Below are 13,827 nucleotides of genomic sequence, written 5' to 3'. Positions count from 1 at the left end.
GCTGGTCGCTCCCCCAAGTTCTCGGCTTCGCTCGAACAGGGGGGACCCCCATCGCGGCGGAGCCGCACATGTCACAGCCCCGCGCCCCAATGCCGCTGCGCGGCATCCCTGAGGGGCGCTTTTAGGGGCGCGGGGAACTGCGCGAGCAACCCACCCACCCGCAGCCGAAACACCGGGCCAAAAAAGGGCGCGGGGAACTGCGCGACCAGCCACAGGCGACCTGCGGACGAACACGGGGCCGGGGCGCAGCCCCGGGAAACCCGCCCACCCCCAGGTGGGGGAATCCACCCCCGGCCGGGGATACTGTCGCCCATGACGGAGACCACGGTCGGCATCGGCGGCGCGGCGGAGAGCACCGACATGGTGCTCAACATCGGCCCCCAGCACCCCTCCACCCACGGCGTGCTCCGCCTCCGCCTCGTCCTCGACGGCGAGCGCATCCAGCACGCCGAACCCGTCGTCGGCTACATGCACCGCGGCGCCGAGAAGCTCTTCGAGGCGCGCGACTACCGCCAGATCGTCATGCTCGCCAACCGCCACGACTGGCTCTCCGCCTTCTCCAACGAGCTCGGCGTCGTCATGGCCGTGGAGCGCATGCTCGGCATGGAGGTCCCCGAGCGCGCCGTCTGGACCCGCACACTCCTCGCCGAGCTGAACCGCGCGCTCAACCACCTCATGTTCCTCGGCTCGTACCCCCTCGAACTCGGCGGAATCACCCCGATCTTCCACGCCTTCCGCGAGCGCGAAGAGCTCCAGCACGTGATGGAGGAGGTCTCCGGCGGGCGCATGCACTACATGTTCAACCGCGTCGGCGGCCTCAAGGAGGACCTCCCGCTGGGCTGGCTGGGCCGCGTCCGGGACGCCGTCGCCGCCGCCAACTCGCGGATGGACGTGTACGACCGGCTCGTCCTCGGCAACGAGATCTTCCGCGGCCGCACCCGCGGCGTCGGCGTCCTGTCCCAGGAGGCCGTGCACGCGTACGGCGTCAGCGGCCCCATCGCCCGCGGCTCCGGCGTCGACTTCGACCTGCGCCGCGACGAGCCGTACCTCGCGTACGGCGAGCTCCAGGACACCCTGCGGGTCGTCACCCGCACCGAGGGCGACTGCCTGGCCCGCTTCGAGGTGCTGCTCGAACAGACCCACAACGCCCTGGAGCTGGCCGACGCCTGCCTCGACCGGCTCGCCGAGCTGCCGCCCGGCCCGATCAACCAGCGCCTCCCGAAGGTGCTCAAGGCCCCCGAGGGCCACACCTACGCGTGGACCGAGAACCCGCTGGGCATCAACGGGTACTACCTGGTCAGCAAGGGCGAGAAGACCCCGTACCGGCTCAAGCTCCGCTCGGCCTCGTACAACAACATCCAGGCCCTCACCGAGCTCCTCCCGGGGACGCTGGTCGCGGACATGGTCGCCATCCTGGGCTCGCTCTTCTTCGTCGTCGGCGACATCGACAAGTAGGGCCCCGCCCACCCCCGCCGGACACGCGCAAGGGGCCCCGGCAGCGTTCTGCGCCCGCCGGGGCCCCTTGCGTACGTCCGTACCGTCCGTACCGTCCGTGGCGTTCGTACCGTCCGTGGCGTTCGTACCGTTTACGAAATCGCCGTCCGCAGCACCACCACGTCCAGCTGCTCCGTCTCGTCGTGCGCGGTCAGGTCGATGACCTTGCCCACGACCCGCTCGGGCGCGGTGTGCGGGCGCTCGGCCAGGACCTCCTCGCCGACCACGTCGGCCAGGTCCTCCGCCGCCGCGGCCTCTATCGCGGCCTCGACCGCCTCCCTCTCGGCGGCTTCCTTCTCGGCCGCGGTGCCGAAGAAGTCGAAGCTGCCCTCGGGGCGGACGGCGGGACGGGCGACGTACGGAACCACCGACGCCGCGACCGGCTTCGGCGCCGCGGGCAGGGCGGGCATCACGGGCGACGCGGGAAGGGCGGCGGACGACGGACGGACGTGCTCCCCGCTCCCGGCGGCCGCCTCACGCTTCCCCTGCGACTCCCGGGAGTCCTGAGATCCCTGAGATTCCTGAGAGGTCCGCGTGTTCTGAGAGGTTCGCGTGTTCTGAGAAGTCCGCGTGTTCTGCGAGGTCCGCGCGTTCTGCGAGTCCTGCGAAGTGCGCGAGTCCTGCGAGGTCCGCGCGTCCGGTGCGCCGGACTTGCGTGCCGCCTCCGACTGCTGCCGCTCGCGCGCCTCCTGTGCCGCCCTGCGCGCCTCGTCGACCGCCAGGGCCGCCTTGCGGGCCTCCTGTGCGCGCCGGGCGTACGGCAGGTTCTCCAGCGCGCGCGACGCCGACGCGTACGCGGCCGCCGTCGGCGTACTCGCCGCGGCCGGCAGCGCCTTGGGGGCGGACGCCTCCAGGGCGAGCCGGCGGCGGCCCTCCAGGGCGCTGGCCCGCTCGGTCTCCGCCGTCGCGTACCGCCGCAGCAGGGCCGCGTGTTCGCCGCGCAGCCCGGCCAGCTCCATGCGCTTGGCGCGGAGCTTGGCGTCCAGGCGGCCGCGCAGCTCGCGCGACTCCTCCAGGTCCGCCTCCAGTTCGGCGATCCGCTCCTCGGTGCGCCACTGGTCGGCGGCGCGCGAGCGGGTCAGCTCGGCGACCCGGCGGCCGGCCGCCCGGTCCCAGCCGCGCATCAGCACCGAGCCGGTGACGGCGGCCACCGCGGCGGCCGCGGCCAGGCCCCGCAGTGCCAGGGGCTGATCGAACAGCCAGGCGCCACCGGCGCAGAAGACAGCGGCGCCGGCGACGGCCGACGGAGGGAGGAGCCTGTGCAGAGGAGGGGAATGGCGGTGGCGTCCACGTGGCATGGCCTGAAATTTACCGTGCGTAGACGCCCAATGGAGCCCCAGCCCGCCAATCTCCCGAATCTTCTCCCAACCGTCTTCCGGCGACCGTCTTCCGGCAAGCCTCTTCCGCCAAGCCTCTTGTCGCCGCCGCCTTCCCGGGCCCCGGGCTTTCGCTACTTCTTGATCAGCCCCTTCGACTGGAGATAGTCCTTCGCGACGTCGGCCGGCTTCGCCCGCTCCGCGTCCACCTTGCGGTTCAGTTCGACGAGATCAGCGGTCGTCAGCGCCTTGGTGAGCTTGGCGAGCGCGTCGGCTATCTCCTGGCCGCCCGCTTCCTTGGCATTGACCACGGGAAGGACGTTGTCCGCGTTCTGGAGCTTCTTGTCGTCGTCGAGGAACACCAGGCCGTACTGGTCCAGGGTGGCGTCGGTCGTGGTGGTCAGCACCAGCTGGTCGACGCCGTCCTTGACCGCCTGCTTGGACTGCGGGGTGCCGACGCCCTTGGGGTCGATCCCGCCGACCTCGATGCCGTACGTGGACTTCAGGCCCGGGGTGCAGAAGGTGCGGACAGGGCACTCCGGGCCGGCCGCGACCTTCACCTTGATCTTCGACTTCCCCAGATCCGAAAGTGTCTTGAGGTTGTTCTTGGTGGCGAATTCCTTGGTCACGGCGAACGCGTTCTGATCGACCGCCGCGCCCGCCGGGAGCACCTTGAGACCGCGCGGCACGGCGAGTTTGGTGAGCTCGGCGACCGTCGCCGCCGCGTCGCTGGAGGCGAGCGGCTTGTCCTTGGCCTTCTCGCCGTTCACCTTGGCGTTGAGGAATTCGGTAAGCGTAGCCGCGTATTCCGGAACGACGTCGATCTCGCCCTTCTCCAGCGCGGGTTCATACAGCTCGCGGTTCTTCACCGTGGTGATCGAGGTGCCGTACCCGGCGTCGCGCAGGACCTGGGCGTAGAGCTCGGCGAGGACGGCGGACTCGGTGAAGCCGGCGGCGCCGACGGTCAGTGAGCCCTTCTTGCCGCCCCCGCCGCTACTCGTACCGCCACTGCTGCCCTTGTCCTTGTCCTTCTCCAGGCTGTCGCCGCCGCACGCGGCCAGCGAACCCGCCAGCGCCAGCGTGCCCAGCACCGCACCGGCCGTGCGCAGGATCTTGCTCATGATCGTTCACCATCCGGGTGTCAGCGATTGTCGAAAGGTCGAAAGGGAGTTACGGGAGGGAGTTACGGAAGCGAGTACGAGAGGGAGTTACGGGGTCGTGCCCTGGGCGCGGCGGTGGCGCAGCGGGCTGAACAGCCGGTCGGCCAGCACCAGCACGCCCTCGACCAGCAACGCGAGCAGCGCGGCGAGGATCGCCCCCGCGACCACCTGCGGTGTGTTGTACGTGGCGAACCCGGCCGTGATGATCCGGCCGAGGCCGCCGAGCCCCACCATGGAGGCGATCGTCGCCGTCGCCACCACCTGCACCGCGGCCGACCGCACCCCGATCATGATCAGCGGGTAGGCGAGCGGCAGCTCCACCCGTGCGAACAGCTGGCCGCCCGACATCCCCATCCCGCGCGCGGCCTCCACCACCGACCGGTCCACCTCGCGCATGCCCACGTACGCGTTGGTCAGCAGCGGCGGCACCGCGAAGAGCACCAGCGCGATGATCGTCGGCGCGTACCCCGCCTTGCGCAGCGGGGTGAGCATCAGCAGGGCGAGCACCGCGAAGACCGGCACCGCCCGGCCCACGTTGGAGATGTTGATCGCGAGCGCCCCGCCCCGGCCCATGTGTCCGAGCCACAGCGCGAGCGGCAGCGCTATGGCGCAGGCCACCAGGAGCGAGACGCCGCTCACGTACGCGTGCTCGGCCAGGCGGTGCCAGGCGCCGTCCTCGCCCGACCAGTTGGACCCCGTCGTCAGCCAGGTCCAGGCATCGGCCATGGCCCCCATCAGCGCGCCCCCGCCGTCGTCCGTATGCGTGTCCAGGGCGTGAGCAGGCGCTGGAGGCCGAGCAGCAGCAGGTCCGCGACGAGCGCGAGCAGCACGCACAGCACCGAGGCCGTGAGCACCTGCGCCTTGAACGTGGACTGCACGCCGTCGCCTATGAGGTTGCCCAGACCGCCCTTGCCGACCACCGAGCCGACCGTGGTCAGCGCCACCGTCGACACCGTCGCGATGCGCACGCCCGCCATCAGCGCGGGCAGCGCCAGCGGCAGCTCCACCTCGAACAGCAGCCGTATCCGTCCGTACCCCATCCCCCGGGCGGCCTCGCGGACGTCGGCCGGGACGGCTTCGAGCCCGGCCAGGATGTTCCGTACGAGGATCGTCAGCGAGTAGAGCACCAGGCCGGTGACCACCAGCGACGCGGAGAGTCCGAAGACCGGCAGCAGCAGCGAGAACATCGCGAGCGACGGCACCGTGTAGAGCACGGTCGTCAGGGTCAGGACCACGCCCGCGACCGACCGGCGGCCGCGCGCGAGCAGCGCCAGCGGGAAGGCGATCAGCAGCCCGATCAGCACCGAGACCACCGTGATCCAGACGTGCTGGACCGTGGCGTCGGTCAGCTCGTGGCTGCGCGAGCGCACGTACTCCCAGCAGATCCAGTCGTTGCGCACCAGGCAGTTCTGCGCGGTCACCGTCCCCCACCTCCCCCGTCGGCTCTCATGAATCCCCCGGCCCCAGGACTCTCCCGGTCCCAGGAATCCCCCGGTCCCAGGAATCCCCCGGTCCCAGGAATCTCCCGGTCCTGGGAATCCCGCGACGAATTCCCCGACCGAACGTCTGTCTGGCGACCCTAACCCCCGCCACTGACAATCACCGAGGGCCGGTGGGGGGATCCCCTCATCGAACACAGGGCGGCAACATGGGGTTCACACAGCCAAGGTCACCACCGGCCACAATGGGGAACCATGATCCGATTCGAGCACGTCACCAAGCGGTACGCCGACGGCACGACCGCCGTCGACGACCTCTCCTTCGAGGTGGCCGAGGGGGAACTGGTCACGCTCGTCGGGCCGTCCGGCTGCGGCAAGACCACCACGATGAAGATGGTGAACCGGCTGATCGAGCCGACCGAGGGCCGGATATTCCTGGACGGGGAGGACATATCCACCGTCGATCCGGTCCAACTGCGGCGCCGGATCGGCTATGTCATCCAGCAGGTCGGGCTCTTCCCGCACAAGACGGTCCTGGAGAACACCGCGACCGTCCCGCACCTGCTCGGCGTCAAGCGCGCCAAGGCCCGTGAGCGCGCGGCCGAACTGCTCGACCTGGTCGGCCTCGACCCCAAGGTCCACGGGGCGCGCTACCCCGAGCAGCTCTCCGGCGGCCAGCGCCAACGGGTCGGCGTGGCACGGGCGTTGGCGGCCGACCCGCCGGTGCTGCTGATGGACGAGCCGTTCGGCGCGGTCGACCCGGTGGTGCGCGAGCGGCTCCAGAACGAGTTCCTCAAGCTCCAGTCGCAGGTGCGCAAGACCGTCCTGTTCGTCACCCACGACATCGAGGAGGCGGTCCGCCTCGGCGACCGCATCGCGGTGTACGGGCAGGGCCGCATCGAGCAGTTGGACGCCCCGGCGGCGGTCCTCGGCACCCCCGCCAGCCCCTATGTCGCGGACTTCGTCGGCGCCGACCGGGGCCTGAAGCGGCTCTCGGTGACGCCCATCGAGGAGAGCGACCTGGAACAGCCGCCGGTGGTGCGGCTCGACGACCCGCTCCCCCGCGACCTCGGCGCCCCCTGGGCGGTCGTCCTGGACGCCTCCGGGGACCTGCACGGCTGGATCTCCGCCGACAGCGCCACGCGCGCGAAGGGCGGCACGGTACGCGAGCATGCCCGCCGGATGGAGGCCTGGCTGCCGCTGGGCGCCTCCCTCAAGCAGGCGTTCGCGACGATGCTCCAGCACGACGCGGGGTGGATCGCGGTCATCGACCACGAGGGGACGGGCCGCTTCCTCGGGGTGCTCACCCCGGCCCGGCTGCACGAGGCGCTGCGCCGGTCGATCGACGCGGACGCCCAGGCCGTCCCCCGTACGGAAGTCGACGTGGAGACGGTCAGCTCGCGCTGAGGTGACGGCTCAGTGCGCGCTGAGGCGACCGCTCAGCTCGCGCTGAGGCGGCTGCTGATCCACTCCAGGACCGGCGGGATCTCCCGCCGCCAGGTGTTGAAGTTGTGCCCGCCGCTGTCGAGCGTGATCGACGAGACGCGCGCGGGCGACTTCACCTTCTCGATGAACTTCAGCGTCGGCTTGAGGTTGTCCTCGCCCGACTTGGAGCTGGTGACCAGGAACGACGACTTGGCCGGCGCCACGTGGTCGAGCGCCCACAGCAGGTTGGAACGATTCTTCGCCTGCTTGTCGCCGTGGAAGAGATCACCGGTGGTCGGGTCGCTGGCGGCCTTGTAGTACGCCGAGAGACCGGCGCTGGCGCCGAAGGTCTCCGGGTGGTGGATGCCGATCTTCAGCGCGCAGTAGCCGCCGGTCGAGTTCCCGATGAAGCCCCAGTTCTGCGGCTTGGTGCCGACCCGGTAGGTCTGCGAGACGGCCTTGGGCAGGTCCTTGGCGAAGAAGGTCTCGGTCTGCGGGCCGCCCGGGATGTCCACGCACTCGGTGTCCCTCGGCGGCGCCACCGTCGGGCGCATCATCACGAGGATCATCGGCTGCGCCTTCTTCTGCTTGACCTGCGCCCACGCCGTCTTCGGATACCTCAGCCCTTTGATCAGGTTCTCCGCGGTGCCCGGATAGCCGGTGAGCACCACGGCGGCCGGGAAGTTCTGCTTCTCGTACTTCTTCTGGAAGTACTCGGGGGGCAGATAGACGTAGGCGGGGCTGGCTATTTTCGATCTCTGGCCCTGGACGACCACCTTCTGGATCTCACCTCCCGCCGCGGGGTTGCCGGCGCCGGGGGTGTCGGGCTTCTGCTTGCCCGTGACCTTGATGTCCTTGCTTCCGGCGGAGTGGTCGACGACCACGCCCATGCCGTTCTCCTGGCCGAACAGGTCCGCCCACGAGCCGTAGAAGAGGAAGGAGTTGTTGGCCGCGAGGCCCACCGAGGCGAAGAGCATCAGCTGAGTGCCGAGGAGCAGGCCGATCCGGCCCAGGACGGCTCGCCAGCTGCGGCTGGCCAGCTTCGGCCAGAGCCAGATGGTGAGCGCGAACAGCACCACCGCCAGTACGACGGCGAGCGCCAGAACCTTGTTGCTCGTGAGACCCATGAGTCGTCGAAACTTTCTGACTGAGATTTTTCTGAAGCCAAGGGAACCCGCCCCCGGGAAGTGCCGTCCTAGAGGGCGCAAATTGTCCGGAACACAGCGGCGACCTTGTCACTGTGGCGGACAACAGAATCTCTCGCGGAGTCACGGGAAGCGATGTCTGTCAGGATAGATGGGGACAAAAAGGGTTCGGTTCCGGCCGGCGCGCGCAAAGTCCTCCGCGGACCGCGCCCCGACACGGTTCCTTCACTGGTCGGCACGGCCGCGACGTTCGTCGGCCTGCTCAACATCGCCGCCGGCATCTTCCCGCGCTTCCGCGCCAGCCGGATGCACGCCGTCACCGAGGTCCTGCCGGGTACGACGGGCCCCTTCGCGGCGGCCCTGGCCCTCAGCACCGGCGTCCTGCTGCTGCTCCTGGCGCACGGCCTGAAGCGGCGAAAGCGGCGCGCCTGGCGGGCCGCGGTCGCCCTGCTGCCGATCGGTGCGGTGGCCCAGTTCCTCTACCGGCACTCGATCGTCGGCGTACTGATCTCGGTCGCCCTGCTGGTGCTGCTGGTCAGGCACCGCAGCGAGTTCACCGCGCTGCCCGACCCGCGCAGCCGCTGGAAGGCGCTGGCCAACTTCATCCTGCTCGGCTCCGGTTCGCTGGGCCTGGGCCTGGTGATCGTCTCGGTCCACCCGGGCCGGGTCGTCGGCAGCCCGTCGATCGCCGACCGCATCCAGCACGTGATGTACGGCCTGTTCGGCTTCGAGGGCCCCGTCGAGTACGCGGGCGACACCAGCTGGACGGTCGCCTATTCGCTGGGCGCGCTCGGCCTGCTGACCGCGATCACCACCATCTACCTGGCCTTCCGCCCCGAGCACCCGGCCGCCCGGCTCACCGAGGACGACGAGCGCCAGCTGCGCGACCTGCTCGCCAAGCACGGCGCCCGCGACTCGCTCGGCCACTTCGCGCTGCGCCGCGACAAGGCGGTCGTCTTCTCCCCCAGCGGCAAGGCGGCCGTCACCTACCGCGTGGTCTCCGGTGTGATGCTCGCCTCGGGCGACCCGATCGGCGACGTCGAGGCCTGGCCCGGCGCCATCGAGCGGTTCATGGACGAGGCCAAGGCCCACTCCTGGACCCCGGCCGTGGTCGGCTGCTCGGAGACCGGCGGCGAGGTGTGGACCCGCGAGACCGGGCTGGACGCCCTGGAGCTGGGCGACGAGGCGGTGGTGGACGCCGCGGATTTCTCCCTGTCCGGGCGCGCCATGCGGAACGTACGCCAGATGGTCAAGCGCATCGAGCGCAATGGCTACGAAACCCGCGTACGGCGCGTCCGTGATCTCTCCGTAGGTGAGCTGGAACGGGTCCGTCGGGCCGCCGAGGACTGGCGCGGCACCGACACCGAGCGCGGTTTCTCCATGGCGCTGGGGCGGATCGGCGACCCGGACGACGGCGACTGCGTGATCGCCACCGCCCACAAGGCCGACGACGACGCGGGCGAGCCCGGGCCGTACGGCGACCTTAAGGCAATGATTCACTTCGTTCCCTGGGGTTCCGACGGAATGTCGCTGGAGCTGATGCGCCGCGACCGCTCCGCCGACCCGGGCATGAACGAGCTGCTCATCGTCGCCGCGCTCCAGGCCGCTCCGAAGATCGGCATCGAGCACGTCTCGCTCAACTTCGCGATGTTCCGCTCGGCCCTCGCGCGCGGCGAGAAGATCGGCGCCGGCCCGGTGCTGCGGCTCTGGCGCGGACTGCTGGTCTTCCTGTCCCGCTGGTTCCAGATTGAGTCGCTGTACAAGTTCAACGCGAAGTTCCAGCCACGCTGGGAGCCGCGCTTCATGGTCTACCGCGCCCACGGCGACCTGCCGCGCATCGGCTTCGCGGTGATGCAGGCGGAGGGCTTCGTGAACGTCGGCCTCCCGCGCCCGTTCACCCGCTTCAGCCGCACCCACCGCAAGCGCCCGTGCGCGCACCTGCCGGCGCCGGAGGGCGAGAGAGCGATACGGGCGGCATAGCGACGCTTCAGGGGCGGCGGAGCCGCCACTTGAGGGGCGCGGGGCTGTGACATGTGCGGCTCCGCCGCGATGGGGGTCTCCCCCCTGTTCGAGCGAAGCCGAGAACTTGGGGGAGCGACCAGCGCAGAACGGCCCGCAGCCGACAGACGTCAAAGAAGGGGCCCGGGGAAAATCCCCGGGCCCCTTCCGTGTTACGCGGACGCAGTCTCCGCGGCCTTCTCCGCCACAGCAGCCTCCGGCTGCTCCGGCTGCACCGCCTCGGCCGACCGCCGGTCGGAGCGCAGCCCGACCAGCGCGACCACGACGACCAGCAGGAACGCGCCTCCCGCGAGCCCGAAGCTCAGCGTGAACTGGCTCTCCTGCGGCAGCGGCGGCACCCCGGCCGGCAGGTGCTCGATCGTCTTCGACGCGAGCAGCGAGGTGATCACCGCACTGGCGATGGCGCTGCCGACCGACCGCGAGATCGAGTTGATCCCGTTGGCGATACCCGTCTGGTGGTGCGGGACGCTCGCCACGATCAGCGCGGGCATCGCCGCGTAACCGAAGCTGATGGCGACACCGATCACCATGCCCGCGAGGATCACCGAGGCGCTGGAGTCGTGCGCGCCGGTCAGCCAGGCGAAGCCGAGGACACCGAACGCGGCACCGGCGGTCAGCGTGAAGCGGGCACCGATGCGGCGGACCAGCATGCCGCCGATCTGCGCGGCGAGCAGCGACATGATCGTCGTGGGCAGCAGGTACTCGACGGAGGCGCGCAGCACCGACGCGGTGAACCCGTAACCCGTGACCTTCTCCGGCATCTGCACCAGGTACGAGACGCCGATGAACTGCGAGAACATCGCGAAGCCGAGCAGCAGACCGGCCAGGTTGGTGAAGAGCACCGGGCGGTGGGCGAACATCTTCATGTCCACCATGGGCGACTTGACCTTGCGCTCGACCAGGACCCAGACGCCGGCCATGACGACGGCGGCGACGAACAGGCCGAGGGTGCGGGCCGAGGTCCAGCCCCACTCGTGGCCCTGCGAGATCGGCAGGAGCAGCAGGACCAGGAGCGCGGCCAGCGTGCCCGCGCCCAGCCAGTCGGTGCGCCCACCGGGCTTGTGGCGCGAGGCCGGGACGCCCACGACGACGGCGACCAGGGCGACGACGGCCAGCACGGCGGCCAGCCAGAAGACGCGGTGGTAGTCGGGGTGGTCGCCCTGGGTCAGCAGGCCCGCGCCCACCAGGGCGAGGCCGCTGCCGAACGCCAGGGTGCCGCTGACCAGCGCCATCGCGCCGTGCAGCTTCTCCGGGCGGATCTCCTCGCGGAGCACCGAGAGGGCCAGCGGGAAGATCGCGGTGGCGGCGCCCTGCATGACCCGGCCGACGATCAGCCAGAGCAGGGAGCTGGTGGTGGCGGCGAGGACCGAGCCCGCGACCATCAGCACCAGGACGCCTATGAGCGTGGGCTTCTTGCCGTGCATGTCGCCGAAGCGGCCGAGCAGCGGGGTGAAGACGGCGGCGGAGAGGAGGGTCGCGGTGGTGACCCAGCTGACGTTGGCAGTGGAGGTGCCGAGGTCGTTCTGGATGATGCCGAGGATCGGCACGACCAGGGTCTGCATCATCGAGACGACCATGGCGGCCAGCCCGAGGACCAGGACGAGTGCGGGGCCGCCGGTGGGGCGCGTGGGCGCCACGTGATGTGTGGGAGTCACGGTTTCTTCCGTAGGAGTCCGTAGGGAGCGATTGCCTGAGGTCTTCGGCGCTTCGCCGTCGCTTCTCCGTCGCTTCTCCGATGCCCCTTCGGGCCGCTACGGGCCTCTTCGAGCGTCTTCGAGCTTCTTCGATGCTTGACAACCTCAAGTGCTTGATTACCTCAAGCAACTAGAGTGACGGTAAACCTCAAAGGTTGAGATCGTCAAGTTTCTCGCGGTAAGGTGGCGCCATGTCTGGAACCAGCCGCCCGGCCGCCGTGACCGACGCCGTGACGAACGACGCGCTCATGGACGCCCTCTGGGACTCCCTGGCGGACTACTACGGCGACTTCACCGCCGCCGCCTCCGAGGCCGGTCTCACCGCCAGCCAGGCCAAGGCCCTCACCGTCCTGCGCCGCGGCCCCGCCGCGATGCGCTCGCTGGCCACCACGCTGCACTGCGACGCCTCGAACGTCACCGGCATCGTGGACCGCCTGGAAAGCCGGGGCCTGGTCCGGCGCGAGCCCAGCCCCACCGACCGCCGGGTCAAGAACGTCGTCCTCACCGACGACGGCGTCCGGGCCGTCGAAACCGTCCGGGCCGGCATGCACGACACCCACAGCGCCCTGGACGCCCTGGCCGGCGCCGACCGCGGCGCCCTCCATGAGCTGCTGCGGCGCCTGTTCACCGGCCCCGCCGCCCGCTCCGGCCGCGGCCCGGGGACCGTCGGCTGACGTCTGGTCCGAGGACCACCGGCTGACGCCTACGCTGGACGTATGAGTACGTTGCGCCGACGGGGCACGGTGACCGGGCTGCCCGCATGGGACCGCTGTGCGGTCATGGGCGTGGTCAACGTCACGCCCGACTCCTTCTCCGACGGCGGCCGCTGGTTCGACACCGCCGCCGCCGTCAAGCACGGCCTCGACCTCGTCGCCGAGGGCGCCGACCTGGTGGACGTCGGCGGCGAGTCGACCCGCCCCGGCGCCTCCCGCGTCGACGAGGACGAAGAGCTGCGCCGGGTCGTCCCCGTGGTGCGCGGCCTTGCCGCCGAGGGCGTCACCGTCTCCGTCGACACCATGCGCGCCACCGTCGCCGAACAGGCCGTCGCCGCAGGCGCGTTGCTGGTCAACGACGTCAGCGGCGGCCTCGCCGACCCGAACATGATCCCCGTGGTGGCCGCCACCGAGGCCCCCTTCGTGGTCATGCACTGGCGCGGCTTCAGCCAGGACATGAACAGCCGGGCGGTGTACGGGGACGTGGTCGCCGAAGTCGTCGCCGAGCTCCACGCGCGCGTGGAGGCCGTCGTCGCCGGTGGCATCGCCCCCGAGCGGATCGTCCTCGACCCCGGCCTCGGCTTCGCCAAGCAGGCCGAACACGACCTCGCGCTCGTCGCCCACCTGGCAGAGCTGCGCGCCCTGGGCCGCCCGCTGCTCGTCGCCGCCTCCCGCAAGCGCTTCCTCGGCCACGTACTGGCCGGGGACGGCTCCGGCCCGCCCCCCGCCCGCGAACGGGACGCCGCCACGGCCGCCGTCTCCGCCATCGCCGCCCACGAGGGCGCCTGGGCGGTCCGCGTCCACGAGGTCCGCGCCACCGCCGACGCCGTACGCGTCGCGCGCGCGGTCGAAGGCGCGGCAGGCGCGGCCGGTCCCGCCGAGGGAACCACGTGACGGCCCGCACCGACGTCGAGGCCGTCGAGCTGGCCAACACCGCCTTCTACGAGACGCTGGAGCGCGGCGACTTCGACGGGCTCTCCGACCTCTGGCTGAGCGCCACCGACGCCGGGGACACCTCGATCTCCTGCGTCCACCCCGGCTGGCCGGTCCTCTCCGGCCGCGGCGAGGTGCTCCGCTCGTACGCGCTGATCATGGCGAACACGGAGTACATCCAGTTCTTCCTCACCGATGTGAAGGTCGTCGTCCTCGCAGACACCGCCCTGGTCACCTGCACCGAGAACATCCTCAGCGGCGGCCCCGCCCAGGAGGGCGGCGAGCTCGGGCCGCTGGTGGGGCAGCTCGTGGTCGCCACCAATGTGTTCCGCCGCACATCCGAGGGCTGGAAGCTCTGGTCCCACCACGGCTCTCCCGTCCTGGCGGAAACGGGCGACGACGACGAATCCGAGGGCTGAACCCGGGAATCCCGGCGGCCGAAGCCTTGGATTCCGAGGATTGAAACAGGGGGCTGGGGGTAGGGGCGGG

General features: G+C 70.7%; 12 protein-coding genes. 6 read left to right on the top strand and 6 right to left on the bottom strand.

Going from position 1 to position 13,827, the window contains the following annotated elements:
- Nucleotides 1-312 precede the first annotated feature (312 nt).
- The gene (locus AB0G17_RS19350; protein WP_361383695.1) at nt 313-1,455 is read left to right on the top strand and encodes an NADH-quinone oxidoreductase subunit D; all 1,143 of its coding nucleotides are present in this window, start codon (nt 313-315) and stop codon (nt 1,453-1,455) included.
- 131 nt (nt 1,456-1,586) lie between these two features.
- Here AB0G17_RS19350 and AB0G17_RS19345 read toward each other — a convergent pair whose 3' ends face one another.
- From AB0G17_RS19345 to AB0G17_RS19330, 4 genes are all read right to left on the bottom strand, one after another.
- Nucleotides 1,587-2,792, bottom strand: a complete 1,206-nt coding sequence (locus AB0G17_RS19345) for a hypothetical protein (protein WP_361383692.1) — start codon at nt 2,790-2,792, stop codon at nt 1,587-1,589.
- Nucleotides 2,793-2,944: 152 nt separating this feature from the next.
- Nucleotides 2,945-3,931, bottom strand: a complete 987-nt coding sequence (locus AB0G17_RS19340) for an ABC transporter substrate-binding protein (protein ID WP_361383689.1) — start codon at nt 3,929-3,931, stop codon at nt 2,945-2,947.
- A gap of 87 nt (nt 3,932-4,018) precedes the next feature.
- A complete protein-coding gene (locus AB0G17_RS19335) occupies nt 4,019-4,705 on the bottom strand; it encodes an ABC transporter permease (RefSeq protein WP_361383686.1) in 687 nt (228 codons plus the stop codon).
- Complete coding sequence (locus AB0G17_RS19330; RefSeq protein WP_361383683.1) at nt 4,705-5,391, bottom strand: ABC transporter permease; 687 nt, start codon at nt 5,389-5,391, stop codon at nt 4,705-4,707. Before AB0G17_RS19330 ends, AB0G17_RS19335 begins: the two co-directional genes overlap by 1 nt.
- A gap of 273 nt (nt 5,392-5,664) precedes the next feature.
- Here AB0G17_RS19330 and AB0G17_RS19325 point away from each other — a divergent pair, with 273 nt between their 5' ends.
- Nucleotides 5,665-6,816, top strand: a complete 1,152-nt coding sequence (locus AB0G17_RS19325) for a betaine/proline/choline family ABC transporter ATP-binding protein (protein WP_361383680.1) — start codon at nt 5,665-5,667, stop codon at nt 6,814-6,816.
- A gap of 32 nt (nt 6,817-6,848) precedes the next feature.
- Here the strand turns inward: AB0G17_RS19325 and AB0G17_RS19320 are convergent, their stop codons facing one another.
- Entirely contained in the window at nt 6,849-7,961 is a 1,113-nt protein-coding gene (locus AB0G17_RS19320; RefSeq protein WP_361383677.1) for an alpha/beta hydrolase-fold protein, read from the bottom strand.
- 153 nt (nt 7,962-8,114) lie between these two features.
- Here AB0G17_RS19320 and AB0G17_RS19315 point away from each other — a divergent pair, with 153 nt between their 5' ends.
- Complete coding sequence (locus AB0G17_RS19315) at nt 8,115-9,959, top strand: phosphatidylglycerol lysyltransferase domain-containing protein (protein ID WP_361383674.1); 1,845 nt, start codon at nt 8,115-8,117, stop codon at nt 9,957-9,959.
- Nucleotides 9,960-10,150: 191 nt separating this feature from the next.
- Here the strand turns inward: AB0G17_RS19315 and AB0G17_RS19310 are convergent, their stop codons facing one another.
- A complete protein-coding gene (locus tag AB0G17_RS19310; RefSeq protein ID WP_361383841.1) occupies nt 10,151-11,635 on the bottom strand; it encodes an MFS transporter in 1,485 nt (494 codons plus the stop codon).
- A 305-nt stretch (nt 11,636-11,940) separates the two neighbouring features.
- Here AB0G17_RS19310 and AB0G17_RS19305 point away from each other — a divergent pair, with 305 nt between their 5' ends.
- Genes AB0G17_RS19305 through AB0G17_RS19295 form a run of 3 tightly spaced genes read left to right on the top strand, consistent with a single transcriptional unit; the run spans nt 11,941 to nt 13,757 of the window.
- Nucleotides 11,941-12,366: a MarR family transcriptional regulator gene (locus AB0G17_RS19305; RefSeq protein ID WP_361383838.1), complete on the top strand. Its 426-nt coding sequence runs from the start codon at nt 11,941-11,943 to the stop codon at nt 12,364-12,366.
- Nucleotides 12,367-12,408: 42 nt separating this feature from the next.
- A complete protein-coding gene (gene folP / locus AB0G17_RS19300) occupies nt 12,409-13,299 on the top strand; it encodes a dihydropteroate synthase (RefSeq protein WP_361383671.1) in 891 nt (296 codons plus the stop codon).
- Entirely contained in the window at nt 13,296-13,757 is a 462-nt protein-coding gene (locus AB0G17_RS19295) for a nuclear transport factor 2 family protein (RefSeq protein WP_361383667.1), read from the top strand. Before folP ends, AB0G17_RS19295 begins: the two co-directional genes overlap by 4 nt.
- The last annotated feature ends 70 nt before the right edge of the window (nt 13,758-13,827 follow it).

It is taken from the genome of Streptomyces sp. NPDC023838 (assembly GCF_040639555.1).
Taxonomy (GTDB): domain Bacteria; phylum Actinomycetota; class Actinomycetes; order Streptomycetales; family Streptomycetaceae; genus Streptomyces.
Note: the sequence above shows the minus strand (reverse complement) of the source record. Positions and strands in the feature narration are given on the sequence as shown.